Origin of the sequence: Burkholderia savannae (assembly GCF_001524445.2) — a bacterium.
Classification (GTDB): Bacteria; Pseudomonadota; Gammaproteobacteria; order Burkholderiales; family Burkholderiaceae; genus Burkholderia; species Burkholderia savannae.
In genome coordinates this window covers 2,942,805-2,962,062 of the sequence record NZ_CP013417.1, presented here as the reverse complement: position 1 = coordinate 2,962,062, position 19,258 = coordinate 2,942,805, and the positions used below count along the sequence as shown (strand labels likewise).

Below are 19,258 nucleotides of genomic sequence, written 5' to 3'. Positions count from 1 at the left end.
GCAGTGTGGATCGCGCCGCGTCACGGCCTCGGCCGCCGCGCGCGCGCGACGTCGAGATCCCGGCACAGCGCTTCGGCCCCTTGCGCGATGCGCGGCGCGGGTCGCGTCAGCAGATCGCCGTCGATCGCGAACAGATTGCCCCGCGCGACCGCGGCGAGCTTCGGCCACGCGCGCCAGCGCGAGAAATCGGGCAGCGCGTCGCGCGTCGCGGTCGCGCCGGCCGCCGTCGTCACGATCGCTTCCGGATTCGCGGCGAGCACCGCTTCTTCGGTGACGGACGGCGCGACCGGCTTCAGTTGCGCGAACACGTTGCGTCCGCCGCACAGCGCGATCACGTCGCTGACGATGTGGTCGCCGTTCAGCGTGATGAGCGGCTTGTCCCACGCCTGGAAGAACACCGTAACGGGCGGCCGGTTCGCGTAACGCGCGCGCAGTTGCGCGATCCGCTGCCGGTACGCGTCGGCCGCCGCCGCCGCGCGCTCGCGCGTGCCGAGCAGCGCGCCCAGCTTGTCGAGCGACGTCGCGACGTCGTCGAGGTGCCGCGGCTCGCTGAAGTAGAGCGGGATGCCGAGCGCGCGCAGCCGCTCGGTCTCGCGCTCGGCGTTGCCGTGGCGCCAGACGACGATCAGATCCGGCTTGAGCGCCGCGATCCGTTCGAGATCGAGCGCCTTGTTCGAGCCGACGCGCGGAAGCGCCTTCGCGGCGGGCGGGTAGTCGCTGTACGACACCGCGCCGACGAGCTTCGCGCCGCCGCCCGCCGCATAGATGAGCTCGGTCACGTGCGGCGCGAGGCTGACGACTCGTTGCGCGGGCGCGGCGAGCGTGATCGTGTGGCCGGCGTCGTCGGTGACGGCGATTCTCGCGTGCGCGGCGGTGACGCAGAGCGCGCTCGCGCACGCGACGGCGATACGAAGGACAGGGGCGAGCTTGGGCATCGATTTATTGCGCCGCTCCGGCGGCGTTCGTCAACGTGGCCGGCAGCGCCGGCACGCAATCGGCGAGCGCGTGTTCGAGCCGCCGCCATTCGTTCTCGAGAGCGGGCAGCCCGATCCGCACGCTCGGCGCGTGTGCGAAGTAGCGCGTCCAGATGCCGCGCGCGGCGAGCGCCTCGTGCAGCGCATGCGCGCGCGGATCGGCGGTCCAGCTGAACAGCGGCGTCGCGTGCGCGACGAAGCCGTTCGCGCGCAGCAGCGCGGCGAGGCGCGCGCCGTCGTGAGCGAGCCGCTCGCGCGTCGCGCGCTGCCATGCGTCGTCCGCGAATGCGGCGAGCACTGCGTGGCGCGCCGGGCCGCTGACGGTCCACGCGCCGAGCGCGTCGCGCAGCCGCTCCAGCAGCGCGGGCGCGGCGAGCGCGAAGCCCGCGCGCACGCCCGCGAGACCGAAGAACTTGCCGACCGAGCGCAGCACGACGAGGCCGTCGCGATGCGTATGCGCGGCGAGCGACGCGCCCGCGTGCGCGTCGGCGTCCGCGAACGCCTCGTCGACGACGAGGGCGCCGCCGCGCGCGACGAGCTGTGCGTGCCACCGCAGCAGCCGCGCGCGATCGATGCGCTCGGCGGTCGGATTGTTCGGATTCGCGACGATCGCGTAGGTGAGCGCCGCGGGCAGCGCGTCGCTGCCGCAGTCGAGCGGCGCGCCCGCGTGGCCGTGACGCGCGAACGCGGGCGCGTACTCGCTGTATGCGAGCGGCGCGACGCCGACCGTGCCGCGCTCGAACAGCGCGGGCAGCGCGCGGATCGCCGCCTGGCTCCCCGCGACGGGCAGCACGTGCGCGGCGCTCGGCGCGCCGTAGTGGCGCGCCGCGTGCGCGGCGAGCACGCCGTCGTCCTCGGGCAGCCGGCGCCATGCGTCGGCGGGCACGGGCGGCACCGGATAGCCGTGCGGATTGATGCCCGTCGAAAGATCGAGCCACGCGTCGCGCGGGATGCCGTAGCGGAGCGCGGCTTCGTGCAGGTTGCCGCCGTGCGTGATCGCCGGTGCGTCAGCCATGGTGCGTTGCAATGGTGAGCGCCGCGCCCGCGATCAGCAGCGCGAGCCAGAGAATCATCGTGCGCGCGACGAGCGACAGCGCGGCCGCGACGTGCACGGGCGCCGCGGGCTCGCCCGCGCCGAGCACCGGGCGATCCTCGAGCGCGCCGTGATAGACGGCGGGGCCGCCGATCACGACGTTCAGGCTGCCTGCGCCCGCCGCCATCACGGGGCCGGCGTTCGGGCTGTCCCAGTGGCGCGCCTGCGCGCGCCAGCAGCGCCACGCGTTCGCGGTGTCGCCGAGCAGCGCGTAGCTCGCGGCGGTGAGGCGCGCGGGCGCCCAGTTGAGCGCGTCGTCGATGCGCGCGGCCGCCCAGCCGAAGCGCGCGAAGCGCGGCGTCCGGTAGCCCCACATCGCGTCGAGCGTGTTCGCGAGCCGGAACAGCAGCGCGCCGGGGCCGCCCGCGATCACGAACCAGAAGAGCGCGCCGAAGATCGCGTCGTTGCCGTTCTCGAGCGCCGATTCGACCGCCGCGCGCGCGAGCGCGGCTTCGTCGGCGGCGCTCGTGTCGCGCGACACGATGCGCGAGGTCAGCGTGCGCGCGGCCGGAAGATCGCGGCGCAGCAGCGCGGCGGCGATCGGCGCGATGTGCTCGGCGAGGCTGCGCGCGCCGAGCGCGAACCACAGCAGCGCGACGTGCAGCGCGGCGGCGAGCGGCCACGGCAGCGCCGCGACGAGCCATGCGGCGAGCGCGACGGGCGGCGCGACGGCGGCGAGCCACGCGGCGAGGCCGGCGAGCCGGCCGCGTCGCCCGGTATTGAGTGCGCGCTCGAGCTGCGCGGCGAGCCGCCCGAATGCGACGAGCGGATGCGCGGTGCGCGGCTCGCCGACGAGCTTGTCGACGATGCAGCCGGCGACCGCGAGGATGGCGACGGCGGGCAGCGACAGCATCAGCATCGCGATTCGCCCTCGTGCTTGATCGTGACGGGCAGGCCGGCCACGCACAGCGTGACGCGTGTCGCGAGCGCCGCGACGCGCTGATTGACGCGGCCGAGCGTATCGACGAAGCGGCGCGTTTGCGCGCCGAGCGGCACGACGCCGAAGCCGATCTCGTTGCTGACGACGATCATCTGCGCGCGGCTCGCGCGCAGCGCCGCTTCGAGCTCGGCGACGCGCGCGTCGCACAGCGCGTCGTCGACGCCCGGGCCGTCGGCGGGGCAGAGCAGGTTCGTGAGCCAGAGCGTGAGGCAATCGACGAGCACGCAGGCGCGCGGGTCGTCGAGCTGCGCGATCGCGCGCGCGAGCTCGACGGGCGCTTCCACGAGCGTCCAGTCGGCCGGCCGGCGCGCGCGATGATGCGCGACGCGCTCGGCGAATTCGTCGTCGGCGACGCGGGCGGTGGCGATATACGTGACGGGCCGGCCGCCGGCGGCGGCGAGCCGTTCGGCGTGCGCGCTCTTGCCCGAGCGCGCGCCGCCGAGAACGAAGGTGAGATCGCGCGGAGTCATCGCGTGATTGTAACGGGCCGCGCGATAATGCGGCCTTCGCCATTCGTCGCGCGCCTCGCTTACGATGACCGCCAACGCCAACGCCAACGCCAACGCCAACGCCAACGCCAACGCCAACGCCAACGCCAACGCCAACGCCAACGCCAACGCCAACGCCAACGCCAACGCCGCCCGTCCGCGCGGCGCGCTGATGATTCAGGGCACGACGTCCGACGCGGGCAAGAGCACGCTCGTCGCCGGGCTCTGCCGGCTTGCGCGCCGCGCGGGCGTGCGCGTCGCGCCGTTCAAGCCGCAGAACATGGCGCTCAACAGCGCGGTGACGGCGGACGGCGGCGAGATCGGCCGCGCGCAGGCGCTGCAGGCGCTCGCGGCGGGCATCGACGCGCATACCGATCTGAACCCCGTGCTGCTGAAGCCGACGGGCGACCGCGGCGCGCAGGTGATCGTCCACGGCAAGGCGCGCGCGAATCTGAACGCGCGCGCCTATCACGACTACAAGCCGGTCGCGATGCGGGCGGTGCTCGAATCGTACGGCCGGCTGCGCGCCGCGTACGACGCGGTGATCGTCGAAGGGGCGGGCAGCCCCGCCGAGATCAATCTGCGCGAAGGCGACATCGCGAACATGGGGTTTGCCGAGGCGGTCGACTGTCCGGTCGTGCTCGTCGCCGACATCGATCGCGGCGGCGTGTTCGCGCATCTCGTCGGCACGCTCGCGTGCCTGTCGGACAGCGAGCGCGCGCGCGTGCGCGGCTTCGTGATCAACCGCTTTCGCGGCGATCCCGCGCTGCTCGAGCCGGGGCTGCGCTGGCTCGAAGCGCAGACGGGCAAGCCCGTGCTCGGCGTGCTGCCGTACCTGCACGGGCTCACGCTTGACGCGGAAGACATGCTGCCCGCGAGCGCGCACACGTCGGCGTCGCGGCGCGACGCGGGCGTGCTGCGGGTGGTCGTGCCCGCGTTGCCGCGGATCAGCAACCACACCGATTTCGACGCGCTGCGCGTGCATCCGCGCGTTGATTTTACGTACTGGAAGAGCGGGCCCGTGCCCGACGCCGATCTGCTGATCCTGCCCGGCTCGAAGAACGTGCTCGCCGATCTCGCATGGCTGCGCGACGCGGGCTGGGACGCGCGGATCAAGCGCCATTTGCGCTACGGCGGCAAGGTGATCGGCGTCTGCGGCGGCATGCAGATGCTCGGCCGCGCGCTCGATGATCCGCACGGGGTGGAAGGCGCGGCGGGCGCGGCGAGCGCGGGCCTTGGCCTGCTCGACTACGCGACGACGCTCACGCCGCGGAAGACGCTCGTCAACGCGACGGGGCGGCTCGCGTTCGCGGGCGGCGCGCGCGTGTCCGGCTACGAGATCCACATGGGGCAAACGCATGGGCCGGCGCTCGCGTCGCCGGCGCTCGTGCTCGCGGGGGCGGACGGCGAGCGGCCGGACGGCGCAGTGTCGGCGGACGGGCAGATCCTCGCGACCTACCTGCACGGGCTCTTCGACACGCCCGACGCGTGCGCGGCGCTGCTCGAATGGGCGGGGCTCGGCGGCGCGGAGCCGGTCGACTATCCGGCGTTGCGCGAGGCGTCGCTCGAGCGGCTTGCGGACACGCTCGCGGCGCACCTCGATCTCGATCGCGTGTTTGCGGCGTTCGCGTGATGTCGGCGGCGGCTCGTCGGATTGCCTCGTCGTACCCTTGGCGTCATTAATTCCAAATAGGAAATAATATAAGTCTGATCGGCTGTTTTTTGCCGAATTTGGTTCGAATAAAGTGCATTCCATCCAAACTTCGACGAAAGGGAACCCCAACATGGATTCGAACCGTTTGAACGATGTCGGCGCGGCGTTGCTGCGCGTCGCGCTCGGCGTGCTGTACCTCGCGCACGTCGCGCAGAAGGTCTTCGTGTTCACGCTGCCCGGCACCGCGCAGTTCTTCGCGTCGCTCGGCCTGCCGGGCTGGCTCGCCTACGTGACGACGGTCGTCGAGCTCGTCGGCGGCCTCGCGCTTCTCGCAGGCGTGCGGGTGCGGCTCGCGTCGCTCGTGCTGCTGCCGTTCATGCTCGGCGCGACGATGACGCACTTGCCGAACGGCTGGAGCTTCGCCGCGCCGCACGGCGGCTGGGAATATCCGGCGTTCTGGGCGCTCACGCTCGTCGTCCAGGCGCTGCTCGGGGCCGGCGCGTTCGCGCTCGGCGGCGCGCGCGGCTTGGCCGGCAGGGCCGCGTAAGCGGCGTTCCGGCTGCTGCGGCCGCCCGTTCGCGGCGGCTTGGAGCGGCCGTCCGCGCCGGGGGCCGTGGCGGCGCGGCGAGCGTCGTTTGGGCCGCGCGAGCGCCGCTTCGCCGTCGTCCGTTCGCCCAAGTGCGGACGAACCCGTTTCGGTGCAGGCGCATTTGCCGATATCATCGCTCCCTGTATCCGCATTTTTCGCGGCGCGGCGCCTGTGCCAGGCGTCGCGCCGCGCGGCTTCTTCGGGGGAATTCATGACGGTGATCGTGGTGGCGAATCCGAAGGGCGGCGTCGGCAAGAGCACGCTGTCCACCAATCTGGCTGGGTATTTCGCGGCGCAGGGCGCATGGGCCGCGCTCGCCGATCTCGACCGGCAGCAGTCCGCGCACGCGTGGCTCGATCTGCGGCCGGCCGCGCTGCCCGCGATCGAGACCTGGGCGCTCGATCCCGATTCGCCGTCGAAGCCGCCGCGCGGTCTCGAATACGCGATCGTCGATACGCCGGCCGGCCTGCACGGCAACCGGATGAACGTCGCGCTCGAGTTTGCCGACAAGGTGATCGTGCCGCTGCAGCCGTCGATGTTCGATATCCTCGCGACCCAGCAATTCCTCCAGCGCCTCGCGAGCGAGAAGGCCGTGAAGAAGGGCGCGATCAAGGTGGGGATCGTCGGGATGCGGGTCGACGCGCGCACGCGTTCGGCCGAGCAGTTGCACCGCTTCGTCGAAGGGCTCGATCTGCCGGTGCTCGGCTATCTGCGCGACACGCAGAACTACGTGCAGCTCGCCGCGCACGGCCTCACGCTGTGGGACGTCGCGAAAAGCCGCGTCGAGAAGGATCTCGAGCAGTGGGAGCCGATCGTCGAGTGGGCGTTGAAGACGTAGCGTGCCGGCGGCGGTGGCGCGCCGGGAGCGGCGGCTGACGGCGTCGCACGCGGCTTGCGCGCGGCTTGCGCGCGTCGCGCGTTCGCGGCGGCATCTCGAGGCAACATCTCGAGGCGACATACCGGGCCGAGACGGGCGATCGGCCCGTATTCGATAGTCGGGGAAAGGGCGGCCGGAATGGCGGGGGCGTTGCATGTCGCGTGCCGCATCTCGCATGTCGGATGCGTTGCCGAGCCGCTTCGTGCACGCGCCGGCATCGGCTTCGCGCAAACCGTCCGTGTCGAAACGCCGGCGGCGTCGGCAGCAATCGCGAGTGCCGGCACCATGGAAGTCGCGCGAAGCGCCGCACCGGGATTTCGGCGCGACACGCCTCGATTGCGCCGCCGTGCGCCGCGCATATTGCTGCGCCGCGCCCCGGATTCGTCATACCGGCGGCGCGGCCCGTGCGATACCGCCTACGCCGCCATGCCGTCACCGGCTACACGGCTACACGGCCTATGCCGCCTGACACCGCCTGATACGGTCCGAAACGGCCAGAAACGGCCAGAAACGGCCCGATACCGCCCGATACCGCCCGAAACCGCCCGCGCAGCCGCCCGGACGCGGTTCAGGTCCAGTTCTGCGTCGGCACGTGATCGCGGCTGCCCTTGATCTTGTTGTCGTCGCCGACGAACACGAGATTGGGCTTCCAGCCGGCCTTCAGCTCTGCCTCGTCGATCATCGCGAACGCGGCGATGATCACGAGGTCGCCGAGCTGCGCGCGGCGCGCGGCCGAGCCGTTCAGCGAGATCATTCCGCTGCCGCGCTCGCCCTTGATCGCGTACGTCGAGAAGCGCTCGCCGTTGTTGATGTTCCAGATGTCGATCCGCTCGTTCTCGACGATGTTCGCGGCTTCGAGCAGATCCTCGTCGATCGCGCACGAGCCTTCGTAATGCAGCTCGCAGTGCGTGACCGCCGCGCGGTGGATCTTCGATTTCAGCATGTGGCGCTGCATGATGGGCTCCCTTGGTGCTACCAGACGAAGAGCGGCCGGCTGCGTGGCCGGCCGTCAGATTTCCAGATTGTCGATGAGGCGCGTCGGGCCGAGTTTCGCGGCCGTGAGCACGACGAGCGGCTCGCCCGCCTCGGTTTGCGCCGCAGTCGGCGCGACGAGGTTCGCGCGCCGGCGGATCGACACGTAGTCGGGCTTCCAGCCGCGCGCGGCGAGGTGGCCGAGCGCGCGTTTCTCGATCGCCGCGAGGTCGCGCTCGCCGCCCAGCACCGCGTCGCGCACTCGCGCGAGCGTCTTTGCGAGCTCGGGCGCCTCCGCGCGCTCGGCCTCGCTCAGATAGCGGTTGCGCGACGACAGCGCGAGGCCGTCGGCGTCGCGCACGGTTTCGGCGGCGACGATGTCGACGGGCAGCGCGAGCTGCTGGCACATCCGGCGCACGATCATCAACTGCTGATAGTCCTTCTTGCCGAACACGGCGACGCGCGGCTGCACGCACGCCATCAGCTTCGTGACGACCGTGCACACGCCGGTGAAGAAGCCCGGGCGAAACTCGCCTTCGAGGATGTCGCCGAGATCGTGCGGCGGCTGCACGCGGTATTCCTGCGGCTCGGGGTACATGCCCTGCTCGGTCGGCGCGAACAGCACGTAGACGTTTTCCTTCTGCAGCTTCTCGATGTCTTCCTGCAGCGTGCGCGGGTACTTGTCGAAGTCCTCGTTCGGGCCGAACTGGAGCCGGTTCACGAAGATGCTCGCGACGACCGGGTCGCCGTGCTGGCGCGCGAGCCGCATCAGCGACAGGTGGCCTTCGTGCAGGTTGCCCATCGTCGGCACGAACGCCGTGCGGTTCTGGCCGCGCAACTGGTCGCGCAGTTCCTGGATCGAGCTGATGACTTTCATGAGTGGGCGGTTCCTCGCGCGGCGGGCGCGTTGGCCGCGCGGAGGCGGCGTGGTCGGGATCGTCGTGGCCGGAACGCCGCGCAGGGCGTCGAGCGTCGGCGATTGTAGAGGATTTGCCGCTTTAGCGCATCGATAAAAGCACGATCGTTCACTTTAATCGGCGAACACGGGGCGCGGGCGCGTGGATCAAATGGGGGAAGCCGAATTGGCGGCGGCGGTGCGGCTTCGCCAAGGTCGGCGGCGGAATCGAATTCGCGCATCCGCAGACGCGGAACCCACGCATCCGCCGTACGCCGGCGCGCGTCACCGCTTCGACGGCCTGCACGGCATTGATCTTCACGCGTCGTCACGTATCGTTACATGTCGGCGTGCGGTTGGCCGCCGTTACACGTGACGCCTGGAATCGTCGGATGAAATGGCGCGGCGCGCGCGCCGGCACGCGCGAACACGGTTGATTTCGCGCCATGTCCGCGCGCGCGACGAACCGAAGCGACGACGCGGAAGAAGAGGGGGGCGCACGGCAAGCGCATCCGCGCCCGGCCGCGGCGTTTGCGCGCAGCGCCGGGCGCCGCGCGAAACGCGCTCAAGCCGGCAGATAAGCGAGCCGCACGTAGATCGGCGCGAACGGTTCGGCCTGCGTGATTTCGACGAGCGATTCGCGCGCGAGCTCGAGCATCGCGATGAAGTTGACGACGACGACGGGCACGCCGCGCGACGTGTCGAACAAATCGGCGAACTCCATGAAGCGCGCGTTCTGCAGCTTGCGCAGGATGAGGCTCATGTGCTCGCGCACCGACAGCTCCTCGCGCGAGATCTTGTGATGCTGGACGAGCTTCGCGCGCTTGAGCACGTCGGCCCACGCGGCGCGCAGGTCGTCCGAGTTCACGTCGGGGAAGCGCGGCGTGATGCTCTGCTCGATGTACACCTCGGCGCGCAGGAAGTCGCGGCCGAGCTGCGGCAGCCGGTCGAGACGCTGCGCGGCGAGCTTCATCTGCTCGTATTCGAGCAGGCGCCGCACGAGCTCGGCGCGCGGGTCCTCCGCGTCCTCGCCCGTGTCCACCTTCTTCACGGGCAGCAGCATCCGCGACTTGATCTCGATCAGCATCGCCGCCATCAGCAGGTACTCGGCCGCGAGCTCCAGATTCGATTCGCGGATCTGGTCGACGTAGCCGAGATACTGCGCGGTGACTTCCGCCATCGGAATGTCGAGCACGTTGAAGTTCTGCTTGCGGATCAGGTACAGCAGCAGATCGAGCGGGCCTTCGAACGTTTCGAGAAAGACTTCGAGCGCGTCCGGCGGAATGTACAGATCCTGCGGCAGCTTGAAGAGCGGCTCGCCGTACAGGCGCGCGAACGCCGCGACGCCGTCGACCGTGTCGGGCGTCGAATCGGCGCCGGCGGGCGCGGCGATCGCGTCTTCGGGCTGCGCGCTGGCGCTGGCCTCGTCGGCGGCGCTCACGGCGTCAGAAGTTCTGATAGTAGACGTACGAAGTCTGGCGCACGCGCGATTGCCGCTGCGCGTCGCGCTCCTCGAGGTCGATCGGCTGCTTGTCCCACAGCAGCGAACGGCCCTTGCGCTGTTCTTCTTCGAGCGTCGGCTTCTGCTGCTTCAACTGATTCAGGAATTGCGTGATGTCGGACTGGTACGGCATGGCTTGGCTTTCCGTTCTGAGCCGGGCGCGGCGCGCCCGCGGGTTCGATCGACGAGATTTTACCGCAACGCCGGGAACAGCCGGCGGTAAAGCGGCGTCGAATGCGCGGGCGCCATGCGTCGGCGTGGTCGAACGCGCGTTCTGCGCGCATCGCACTGTGTTCAAATGACGGCTTTGGTCCGACGAAATTCTTACAGCGGAGGTCTTGTTTGGCAGGGCGGGCACCACGACAGCATGCATCCACGCGCGCCGCGCGCGGCGCGCCGAGCCGCTCGCCCGGATGGCGCGCATTTGCGCGGCGCGGCCTGCGCGCGTTGCTCGCCGGCTGCGCGGCCGCGCTTGCCGCGCCCGCGTTCGCGAAGTACGCGGTCGAGATCGACGCGCCGCGCGCGGTCAGGAGCCTCCTCAAGCAGCATCTCGACATCGCCCGCTTCGCGAAGCGCGAAGACCTGAGCGAGGACCAGTTCGACTTCCTCGTGACAGCGACGCCGCAGCAGGTGCGCGAGCTCGCCGCGACGGCCGGCTACTTCTCGCCCGTCGTGCGTACCGACGTGCGCACGACGGGCGGCGAGCGCCGCGTGACGGTGTCGGTCGATCCGGGCGCGCAGACGGTGGTGTCAGCGGTCGATCTGAAATTCGACGGCCCGGTCGAGAGCGAGGACCCGAAGCAGGAGACCGCGACGCGCCTCGCGTTCTCGCTGAAGCCGGGCGACGCGTTCACGCAGTCCGGCTGGGACGACGCGAAGAACGCGGCGCTCAGGCAACTGCAGTCGCGCCGTTATCTCGGCGCGAAGATCACCGCGTCGGAGGCGCGCATCGATCCGCGCACGCGCGAGGCGACGCTCGCGGTGACGTTCGCCAGCGGGCCGACGTTTACGATCGGCGAGCTTAACGTGTCCGGCACGCGCCGCTATCCGGAGAAGATCGTGCGCAACGTGAATCCGCTGTCGCCGGGCGAGATCTACGACGCGAAGCGCATCGCCGAGCTGCAGCGCCAGTTGCAGAACACGCCGTATTACGCGAGCGTCGCGATCGACGTGTCCGACGACGCCGCGCGCCCGCTCGACACGCCCGTGCACGTGAAGGTCAGCGAATACCAGTACAACAGCGTGCGCGGCGGGATCGGCTACGCGACCGACACGGGGCCGCACATCCAGGGCTCGTACACGTATCTCGACACGTTCGGCGCCGCGTGGCCGCTGTCGGTGTCGGGGCGGGTCGACCAGATCCAGCAGTACGGGCAGGTGCAGCTGTCGATGCCGCCCGGCTCGCGCGCGTGGACCAACAGCATCCTCGCGTCGTACACGAACACGAACGTGTCGGACACGCGGATCTACAGCGCGCGCGTGGGCGCGCAGCGCACGCGCAACGCCCAGTTCATCGATTATTCGTATTCGCTGATGCTCTATCAGGACCGGCTCGACCAGAACGGCGCCGGCCCGACCACGAGCCGCGCGCTCGTGCCGCAATGGGCGTGGACGCGCCGCAACGTCGACGATCCTCTGTTCCCGCGCTCGGGCAACCTGATCCACGCGGAAGCCAGCTTCGCGGTGAAGGGCGTGCTGACCGACCAGACGTTCATCCGCGGCTACGCGCGCGGCCAGCAGTACGTGCCGATCGGCAAGCGCGACCTGTTCGTGTTTCGCGCGGAGCTGGGCGGCGTGTTCACGAGCGGCAGCTCCTCGGGCGTGCCTGCGTCGCTGCTGTTCCGCGCGGGCGGCTCGAACTCGGTGCGCGGCTACGGCTATCAGAGCATCGGCAATTCGGTCGACGGCTCGGTGCTGCCGACCAAATACCTCGTGTCGGGCACGGCCGAATACCAGCACTGGTTCAATCGCGACTGGGGCGCGGCGACCTTCTTCGACATCGGCACCGCGACCGACGCGTGGGGCGAGAAGGTGTTCTATCCGGGCGCTGGGCTCGGCGTGCGCTGGCGCAGCCCGGTCGGCCCGGTCAATTTCGATCTCGCTTACGGCTTGAAGAACAAGAGCGTGCGTCCGTATCTGACGCTCGGCATCGCATTCTGATTTTTTTCATTTGGCATGACGAAGGACGTATCCGAACCGACTCCTCCCAACGCACCGGACGGCGGCGCGCCCGGCGGCGGGCGCGCGCCCGAGCCGAAGCGGCGGCGCTCGCCCGGCCGGCGCGCGCTCGCCGCGCTCGGATGGGCGGCGCTCGTCGCCGTCGTGCTCGTCGTCGCGACGGCGGGCGCGCTCTTCGCCGCCGCGACGACCGAGCGCGGCACGCAGCTCGCGTGGCAAGCGGCGGTCAAGCTGCTCGGCGGGCGGCTCGCGGGCACGCTCGAAGGCGGCACGCTCGCGGCCGGCGTGCGGCTCGAACAACTCGCGTGGACGAGCCCCGACGGCTCGGGCACCGAAGTAAGGATCGATCGCGTCGCCGGACGCTGGGCGCTCGCGCGCGCGCCGTGGCGCTTCACGATCGCGTCGCTGCGCGCGGGCACGATCGACGTGCGCGTCGCGCCGTCGCCGCCTTCGCCGACGGTGATGCCGAAGGATCTGCAACTGCCGCTGCAACTCGCGATCGACGATCTGCGCTTCGACAAGCTGCTGATCCGCGAAGCCGGCTCCACGACCGAGCTCGACAGCCTCATCTTCCGCGGCGCGAGCGACGGCCGACATCACGACGCGACGCTCGAGCGGCTCGACACGCCGTTCGGCTCGCTCACCGCGAACGCGCGGCTCGACGGCGTGCGGCCGTTCGCGATCGAAGGCGGCGCGACCTATGCGGGCAAGTTCTCGGGCGAGCCGGTCGACGCGCGCGCGCGCGTGTCGGGTTCGCTCGAGGCGCTCGTCGCGGATCTCGACGCATCGGGGATGAAGCTCGCGGGCCGCGCGCACGTCGAGGCCGCGCCGTTTTCAGACGTGCCGCTCACGCGCGCGTCGATCGTGTTCGATCACGTGAATCCGCGCGCGCTGTCGCCGGGCGCGCCCGTCGCGGATCTCGCGGTGCGCGCGCAGCTCGAGCCCGCGACGCCCGATGCGAACATGCCGAAGGCGTTCGTCGTCGCGGGCCCGGTGTCGATCGTCAACGCGAAGCCCGGCGCGCTCGCCGACGAGTTGCTGCCGCTCGTCGACGCGCACGCGAACGTGCGGCTCGACGCGCACGCACAGCGCATCGACGCGCTCGCCGTGCGCACGATCCGCGACGGCAGCGTGACGGGCGGCGGCGCGCTCGCGAACGGCCGCGGCAAGTTCGACCTGAAGGTCGCGAATCTCGATCTGAACGCGTTCGTCGCCGCGCTGCGGCCGACGCGGCTCGCGGGCCCCGTCGGCGTCGCGCTCGAGCCGGGCGTGCAGACGATCGACTTCGACCTCGCCGACGCGAAGCTCGCGCTCGGCGCGAAGGCGAAGATCAAGCTCGATGCGAAGCAGACGACGATCGCCGACGCGCGCGTGACGGCGGGCAAGGGGCGCGTCGAGCTCGCGGGCGTGCTCGAGCACGACGCGCGCTCGACGTACGACCTGAAGGCGAGGCTCGTCGATTTCGATCCGCTCGCGCTGGCGGCGGCCGGCGCGAAGGCGGGCGGCGGCAAAGGCGCGAAAACCGCAAAGGGCGCGCAAGCCGCGAAGGGCGGCGGCGCGAAGATCGCGCAGGCCGCGGGCCCGCGTGCGGGCACGGCGCGCGTGAGCGGCACGCTTGCCGCGACGGGCGCGCTCGCGCCCGGCTTCTCGACGAAGGCGCAGTTCAAGCTCGGCGACAGCGTCTACGACGGCCTGCCGATGACGGGCGAGGGCACCGTGCAGATGGCGGGCGCGCGGATACTGCCGAGCAACGCGAATCTTTCGATCGCGGGCAACCAGGTCGATTTGCGCGGCAGCTTCGGCGCGCCCGGCGACCGATTGCGCTTCAACGTCGACGCGCCGCAGCTCGAGCGCCTCGGCTTCGGCCTCGCGGGCCTCGTGCGCGCGAACGGCGAGCTGACGGGCTCGTTCGCGCATCCGAATGTCGTCGCCGACTACACGGCGACGGGCGTCGTGTTCGGCGCGAACCGGATCGGTTCCGCGCAAGGCCGCGCGGACATTCGCGACGGCGCGAAAGGCGCGCTCGTGTTCACCGCCGACGCGAACGACATCGCGCTCGGCTCGATCAGCCTGAAGACGCTGTCCGCGCATTTGACCGGCACGCGCGCGAAGCATGCGTTCGACGCGACCGCGGTCGGCATCGCCGAAGGCCGCGTGATCAATCTCGCCGTCGCGGCGAACGGCGGCGTCGTCGAAACGCGCGACGGGATGCGCTGGGACGGCACCGTCACGCGGCTGTCGAATCGCGGCACGCCGTCGATCTCGCTCGATTCGCCGCTCGCGATCTCGGCGGGCGCGCAGCGCTTGACGCTGAGCGCGGCGAAGCTGTCCGTCGAAGGCGCGACGCTCGATCTGAAATCGTTCGCGCTCGAGCGCGGCCGGCTGCGCACGGCGGGCGCGATCACGAACCTGTCGGTGGCACGCGCGCTCGAGATTCGCGCGGAGCTCACGGGCAAGCGTTCGCCGCTGCGTACCGACCTGATCCTCGATGGCGACTGGGACGTGACGCTCGGCGACACCGCCGCGGGCTACGCGCAGATCCGGCGCCGAAGCGGCGACGTGACGATCGAGACTGGGCGCGGCGTCGCGTCGCTCGGCATCGGCGATCTGTCGGCGCGCGCGACGTTCGTGCCGGGCAACCGGCTGAGCGCCACCGCTCACGCGAAGGCGAGCCGCATCGGCACGCTCGACGCGAACGTCACAGTGCCGTTCGCGTTGCGCGACGGCGTGTTCGGCATTGCCGAGGACGGACCGCTCACGGGCCGCGTCGACGCGGACGTGCCGGCGCTGCAATCGACGGGCGGCCTGTTCGGCCCGAGCTATCTGCTCGACGGCCGCGCCGCGCTGAAGCTGACCGTCGCGGGCACGCCCGCGAAGCCGAAGCTCTCGGGCGCGCTGACGGGCGACAACCTGTCGGCGACGCTCGTCGACCAGGGCGTGCAGTTGAAGGGCGGAATCGTGCGCGTGAAGCTGACCGAGAACCTCGTCGAGTTCCAGCAGGTCGAGTTCCACGGCGGCGACGGCACGCTGCGCGCGATCGGCCGCGTGCGGCTCGACGGCAGCGAGCCGGACCTGACGGCGAGCATCGTCGCCGACAGGCTCGAGATTTTCGCCGCGCCGGACCGTAAGCTGTCGCTGTCGGGCAAGGCGGTCGTCGAGAACGACGCGCCGCGCGGCGGCATCGCGATCAACGGCAAGTTCGCCGTCGATCGCGCGCTGTTCGATTTGCCGGAAGAGGCGGCGCCGCATCTGTCGGACGACGTCGTGATCGTGCGCCCGGGCAGCCTCGAGCGCGGCGAGACGAAGACGGGCACCGCGATCGCGAAGCCCGCGCCCGCGACCGAGAAGCCCGCGCCGTCGCTCGCGCCGCGCGCGAACATCGACATCGGGCTCGGCCGCGACTTCCGCTTCAAGGGCCACGGCGCGGATTTGCGGCTCGCCGGCACGGTGACGGTGATGAGCGCGCCCGGCGTGCCGCTGCGCGCGGTCGGCAACGTGCGCGTGACGGAAGGCTCGACCTATACGTCGTTCGGCCGCAAGCTCTCGATCGAGAACGGCTTCTTCACGTTCAACGGGCCGGTGTCGAATCCGGGCATCAACATTCTCGCGATGCGACGCAACCAGGAAGTCGAGGCGGGCGTGCAAGTGACGGGCACGGTGCAGTCGCCCGCCGTCAGGCTCGTGTCCGAGCCGAACGTCAACGACAACGAGAAGCTGTCGTGGCTCCTGTTCGGCCACGGCACCGATCAGGGCAACAACCTCGGCCAGCAGAACGCGATGACGACGGCGCTCGCGCTTCTCGGCAGCGCGACCGGCAAGCGCGTCGCGCAGACGGTCGGGCTCGACGAAGTGTCGGTCGGCCGCAGCGACGTCGGCCTGACCGATCCGCAGGTCGTGCTCGTGTCGAAGGCGATCAACGAGCGCTTCGTGCTCGGCTACGAGCAGGGGCTGCAGTCAGCGAGCAACGCGTTCAAGGCGACGATCAACCTGACGCGGTTCTGGGCGATATCCGCGTATGGCGGCACGTTCCAGGGCGTCGACCTCAACTACACGCGGCGCTTCGATCGCTGGTGGTGACGCGTGCGGCGCGGCGTTCGTCGCGCCGCCGGCGGCGTGCGATGCCGCCCCGTTGCACGACGGGCGCGATGCGTGCGCCGCTTCATGCATCGCTTGCGCGGCGCGCGCCGCCGCGTAAGCGCCCGCTTGACATTCATCGAGGAAATTAATCTTCGCATCGTTGTGTCGGCGCGTGAGGCACGCGCGACTGCGCGCGCTCGATTCGAATGCGGCGCTGGCGCAGCGTGCCGCACGGGATGTTCTATCGCGACGACAAGAGCGGGCCGCTCGCCGCCGCCGCGTACAGCCGGATGGTGATCGGCTGGACCCAGGGCGAGCAGTACACGTCGCGCGAGTTGTCGGCGATGCTGGCGGACGCGGGCTTCACGTCGATCGAGACGATTCCGGGCTTCGGATATTTGAGCTTCGTCACGAGCGTGAAGGCGAGGCACGGCAGGGGATGCCCGACGTGTGAGGCGTGACGCATGAAGCGTGAAGCGCGGCGCGCGACGTAGCCGGTGAGGCGTGAGGTGTGAGGCGTTCGGCGCTCAGCGCCGCACATGGACGTGGCGCGAAACGCGAGCGTCGAACCGCGAACGTCGAACCGCAAAACGCAAAACGCAAAACGCAAAACGCAAAACGCGATGCGCGATGCGCGATGCGCGATGCGCGATGCGCGATGCGCGATGCGCGATGCGCGATGCGCGATGCGCGATGCGCGATGCGCGATGCGCGATGCGCGATGCGCGATGCATGCGACTGGGCCATGCCGCGTACGTTCCCGCAGAAACGCGGAGGGCCGCGAAAGCGGCCCTCCGGATCTATCGCGTCGATGCGCTCGCTTACTTCACGCGCATGCCGGGCTTCGCGCCGCTATGCGGCTCGAGAATGTAGAGGCCCGGTTCGGCCTTCTCGTCGGCCGCCGACGCGGCGAGCACCATTCCCTCCGACACGCCGAACTTCATCTTGCGCGGCGCGAGGTTCGCGACCATCACCGTCAGCTTGCCGACGAGCTGCTCCGGCTGGTACGCGGATTTGATGCCGGAGAACACGTTGCGGGTCTTCTCCTCGCCGACGTCGAGCGTGAGCTGCAGCAGCTTGTCCGAGCCTTCGACGGCCTGGCACGCGACGATCTTCGCGATGCGCAGATCGATCTTCGCGAAATCGTCGATCGCGATGATCGGCGATGCATCGTCGTCGGCGGGCGCCGCCGCGTTCGTCGCGTTCGCGGCCTTCGCGCTTTTCGCATTCTTCGCGACGTTGCCGCCGCCGTTCGCCGCGCCCGCGTCGGCCGCGGCGGTGCCTTGCAGCGAGCCGCGGTTCGCGGCGAGAAGCGCGTCGATCTGCTTTGGATCGACGCGGGTCATCAGGTGCTGATACGCGCGGATCGGCTGCTCGGACGACAGCGGCCGGTTCGCGTCGGCCCACACGAGCGGCGCGATGCCGAAGAACGCTTCGACGCCTTGCGCGACGCGCGGCAGCACGGGCTTGAGCGCAAGCGACAGCAGGCGGAACGCCTCGAGGCTCACGCTGCACGTTTCGTGCAGCGCGACCGCGTTCGCCGGGTCCTTCGCGAGTTCCCACGGCTTCGCGGTGTCGACGTAGCCGTTGACCGCATCCGCGAGTTCCATCGTCTGGCGCAGCGCGCGGCCGTACTCGCGCGCCTCGTAGTGCGCGGCGATCTGCGGCACCGCGTCGCGCAGCGTCGCGAGAAGCGGATGGTTCATCGCGCTGTCCTGCACGCGGCCGTCGAAGCGCTTGAGCAGGAAGCCCGCCGCGCGGCTCGCGATGTTCACGTACTTGCCGACGAGGTCGCTGTTCACGCGCGCCTGGAAGTCCTCGAGGTTCAGGTCGAGGTCTTCCATCGTCGCGTTCAGCTTCGCGGCGAAGTAGTAGCGCAGCCATTCGGGGTTCAGGCCCGTGTCGATGTAGCTTTGCGCGGTGATGAACGTGCCGCGCGATTTCGACATCTTCGCGCCGTCCACGGTCAGGAAGCCGTGCGCGAACACGTTGGTCGGCGTGCGGTGGCCCGAGAACTCGAGCATCGCGGGCCAGAACAGCGTGTGGAAGTACAGGATGTCCTTGCCGATGAAGTGATACTGCTCGGTCGTCGAATCCTTCTTGATCCACGCGTCGAAATCGATGCCGCGCTGCTCGCACAGGTTCTTGAAGCTCGCGTAGTAGCCGACGGGCGCGTCGAGCCACACGTAGAAATACTTGCCGGGCGCGCCGGGGATCTCGAAGCCGAAGTACGGCGCGTCGCGCGAGATGTCCCAATCGGCGAGCTTCGCTTCGCCCGCGTCGCCGAGCCATTCGCGCATCTTGTTGGTCGCCTCGGGCTGCGCGAGGCCGCTCACCCATTCGCGCAGGAAAGCCTCGCAGCGCGGATCGGACAGGCGGAAGAAGTAGTGCGTCGACGTCTTGCGCACGGGCGTCGCGCCGGACACGACCGAGTACGGATTGACGAGATCCGTCGGCTGGTAGGTCGTGCCGCACACCTCGCAGCTGTCGCCGTACTGGTCCTTCGCGTGGCACTTCGGGCACTCGCCCTTGATGAAGCGGTCCGGCAGGAACATCTCCTTGACGGGGTCGTATGCCTGCTCGATCTCGCGCTCGGCGATGAAGCCCGCCTCCTTCAGCGCGAGATAGATCTTCTCGCTCAGCACGCGGTTCTCGTCCGAATCGGTCGTGTAGAAGTTGTCGAACGACACCCCGAAGCTGTCGAAGTCGCGCTTGTGCTCGCGCCACACGCGCTCGATCAGCTGCTTCGGCGTCACGCCCTCCTGCTCGGCGCGCAGCATGACGGGCGTGCCGTGCGTGTCGTCCGCGCCGATGTAGTAGATCTCGTGGCCGTGCATTCGCATCGTCCGCACCCAGATGTCGGTCTGGATGTACTCGACCAGGTGGCCGATGTGAATCTGCCCGTTCGCATAGGGCAGCGCAGACGTGGCGAGGATCTGGCGCCGGCTTTGCGGCGCGCCTGCCTGCACGGAGTTGAGGTCGGATGCGGACATAGGGTCTCTGAAGGGACTGCTTGGGGA

Annotated in this window: 15 protein-coding genes and 1 pseudogene; 6 read left to right on the top strand and 10 right to left on the bottom strand. The window is 70.1% G+C overall.

From position 1 onward, the window contains the following. Positions 1–20: 20 nt before the first annotated feature. The 4 genes from WS78_RS14590 to cobU are packed head-to-tail and all read right to left on the bottom strand — an operon-like array spanning position 21 to position 3,477. On the bottom strand, positions 21–935 hold the full coding sequence (locus WS78_RS14590; RefSeq protein WP_059574773.1) for a cobalamin-binding protein: 915 nt from the start codon (positions 933–935) through the stop codon (positions 21–23). A gap of 4 nt (positions 936–939) precedes the next feature. Beyond that, the gene (cobD, locus tag WS78_RS14585; RefSeq protein ID WP_059574771.1) at positions 940–1,989 is read right to left on the bottom strand and encodes a threonine-phosphate decarboxylase CobD; all 1,050 of its coding nucleotides are present in this window, start codon (positions 1,987–1,989) and stop codon (positions 940–942) included. Then, positions 1,982–2,926, bottom strand: a complete 945-nt coding sequence (gene cbiB, locus WS78_RS14580) for an adenosylcobinamide-phosphate synthase CbiB (protein ID WP_038745184.1) — start codon at positions 2,924–2,926, stop codon at positions 1,982–1,984. The genes cobD and cbiB overlap by 8 nt, the downstream gene beginning before the upstream one ends. Then, entirely contained in the window at positions 2,920–3,477 is a 558-nt protein-coding gene (cobU, locus tag WS78_RS14575; RefSeq protein ID WP_059574769.1) for a bifunctional adenosylcobinamide kinase/adenosylcobinamide-phosphate guanylyltransferase, read from the bottom strand. Before cobU ends, cbiB begins: the two co-directional genes overlap by 7 nt. Before the next feature lie 64 nt (positions 3,478–3,541). Between cobU and WS78_RS14570 the strand changes: the two genes are divergently transcribed. The 3 genes from WS78_RS14570 to WS78_RS14560 all read left to right on the top strand — a co-directional run bounded on the left by WS78_RS14570 (position 3,542) and on the right by WS78_RS14560 (position 6,576). Beyond that, on the top strand, positions 3,542–5,128 hold the full coding sequence (locus WS78_RS14570; RefSeq protein WP_059574767.1) for a cobyric acid synthase: 1,587 nt from the start codon (positions 3,542–3,544) through the stop codon (positions 5,126–5,128). A gap of 151 nt (positions 5,129–5,279) precedes the next feature. Further along, positions 5,280–5,696 (top strand): DoxX family protein, encoded by a 417-nt coding sequence (locus WS78_RS14565; protein ID WP_038745177.1) that lies wholly within the window; start codon positions 5,280–5,282, stop codon positions 5,694–5,696. Between the two features lie 253 nt (positions 5,697–5,949). Beyond that, the gene (locus tag WS78_RS14560) at positions 5,950–6,576 is read left to right on the top strand and encodes a ParA family protein (protein WP_059574765.1); all 627 of its coding nucleotides are present in this window, start codon (positions 5,950–5,952) and stop codon (positions 6,574–6,576) included. 607 nt (positions 6,577–7,183) lie between these two features. On the opposite strand, the gene panD is transcribed toward WS78_RS14560, so the two are convergent. The 5 genes from panD to WS78_RS14535 all read right to left on the bottom strand — a co-directional run bounded on the left by panD (position 7,184) and on the right by WS78_RS14535 (position 10,116). Next, a complete protein-coding gene (panD, locus tag WS78_RS14555) occupies positions 7,184–7,570 on the bottom strand; it encodes an aspartate 1-decarboxylase (protein WP_059574763.1) in 387 nt (128 codons plus the stop codon). A gap of 54 nt (positions 7,571–7,624) precedes the next feature. After that, complete coding sequence (gene panC / locus WS78_RS14550; RefSeq protein WP_038745170.1) at positions 7,625–8,464, bottom strand: pantoate--beta-alanine ligase; 840 nt, start codon at positions 8,462–8,464, stop codon at positions 7,625–7,627. A 148-nt stretch (positions 8,465–8,612) separates the two neighbouring features. Next, positions 8,613–8,804 (bottom strand): hypothetical protein, encoded by a 192-nt coding sequence (locus tag WS78_RS35905; RefSeq protein WP_145986802.1) that lies wholly within the window; start codon positions 8,802–8,804, stop codon positions 8,613–8,615. Positions 8,805–9,047: 243 nt separating this feature from the next. Continuing rightward, positions 9,048–9,923 (bottom strand): segregation and condensation protein A, encoded by an 876-nt coding sequence (locus WS78_RS14540; protein WP_038745165.1) that lies wholly within the window; start codon positions 9,921–9,923, stop codon positions 9,048–9,050. Between the two features lie 4 nt (positions 9,924–9,927). Then, positions 9,928–10,116 (bottom strand): DUF3460 family protein, encoded by a 189-nt coding sequence (locus WS78_RS14535; protein WP_038745162.1) that lies wholly within the window; start codon positions 10,114–10,116, stop codon positions 9,928–9,930. A 209-nt stretch (positions 10,117–10,325) separates the two neighbouring features. Between WS78_RS14535 and WS78_RS14530 the strand changes: the two genes are divergently transcribed. The 3 genes and pseudogenes from WS78_RS14530 to WS78_RS14520 all read left to right on the top strand — a co-directional run. After that, entirely contained in the window at positions 10,326–12,143 is a 1,818-nt protein-coding gene (locus tag WS78_RS14530; protein WP_038745159.1) for an autotransporter assembly complex protein TamA, read from the top strand. A 15-nt stretch (positions 12,144–12,158) separates the two neighbouring features. Then, positions 12,159–16,238 carry a translocation/assembly module TamB domain-containing protein gene (locus tag WS78_RS14525; RefSeq protein ID WP_059574761.1) on the top strand — a complete coding sequence of 1,360 codons (4,080 nt, stop codon included), beginning with the start codon at positions 12,159–12,161 and terminating at the stop codon, positions 16,236–16,238. Between the two features lie 230 nt (positions 16,239–16,468). After that, positions 16,469–16,699: pseudogene (locus WS78_RS14520) on the top strand (hypothetical protein); the annotation flags it as partial. A 360-nt stretch (positions 16,700–17,059) separates the two neighbouring features. Here the strand turns inward: WS78_RS14520 and metG are convergent. After that, complete coding sequence (metG, locus tag WS78_RS14510) at positions 17,060–19,231, bottom strand: methionine--tRNA ligase (RefSeq protein WP_038751800.1); 2,172 nt, start codon at positions 19,229–19,231, stop codon at positions 17,060–17,062. Positions 19,232–19,258: the final 27 nt, after the last annotated feature.

Excerpts from the sequence above, each read along its gene's own strand:
- WS78_RS14590 (WP_059574773.1), bottom strand. The coding sequence starts at position 935 with ATGCCCAAGCTCGCCCCTGTCCTTCGTATCGCCGTCGCGTGCGCGAGC.
- cobD (WP_059574771.1), bottom strand. The coding sequence starts at position 1,989 with ATGGCTGACGCACCGGCGATCACGCACGGCGGCAACCTGCACGAAGCC.
- cbiB (WP_038745184.1), bottom strand. The coding sequence starts at position 2,926 with ATGCTGATGCTGTCGCTGCCCGCCGTCGCCATCCTCGCGGTCGCCGGC.
- cobU (WP_059574769.1), bottom strand. The coding sequence starts at position 3,477 with ATGACTCCGCGCGATCTCACCTTCGTTCTCGGCGGCGCGCGCTCGGGC.
- WS78_RS14570 (WP_059574767.1), top strand. The coding sequence starts at position 3,542 with ATGACCGCCAACGCCAACGCCAACGCCAACGCCAACGCCAACGCCAAC.
- WS78_RS14565 (WP_038745177.1), top strand. The coding sequence starts at position 5,280 with ATGGATTCGAACCGTTTGAACGATGTCGGCGCGGCGTTGCTGCGCGTC.
- WS78_RS14560 (WP_059574765.1), top strand. The coding sequence starts at position 5,950 with ATGACGGTGATCGTGGTGGCGAATCCGAAGGGCGGCGTCGGCAAGAGC.
- panD (WP_059574763.1), bottom strand. The coding sequence starts at position 7,570 with ATGCAGCGCCACATGCTGAAATCGAAGATCCACCGCGCGGCGGTCACG.
- panC (WP_038745170.1), bottom strand. The coding sequence starts at position 8,464 with ATGAAAGTCATCAGCTCGATCCAGGAACTGCGCGACCAGTTGCGCGGC.
- WS78_RS14535 (WP_038745162.1), bottom strand. The coding sequence starts at position 10,116 with ATGCCGTACCAGTCCGACATCACGCAATTCCTGAATCAGTTGAAGCAG.
- WS78_RS14525 (WP_059574761.1), top strand. The coding sequence starts at position 12,159 with ATGACGAAGGACGTATCCGAACCGACTCCTCCCAACGCACCGGACGGC.
- metG (WP_038751800.1), bottom strand. The coding sequence starts at position 19,231 with ATGTCCGCATCCGACCTCAACTCCGTGCAGGCAGGCGCGCCGCAAAGC.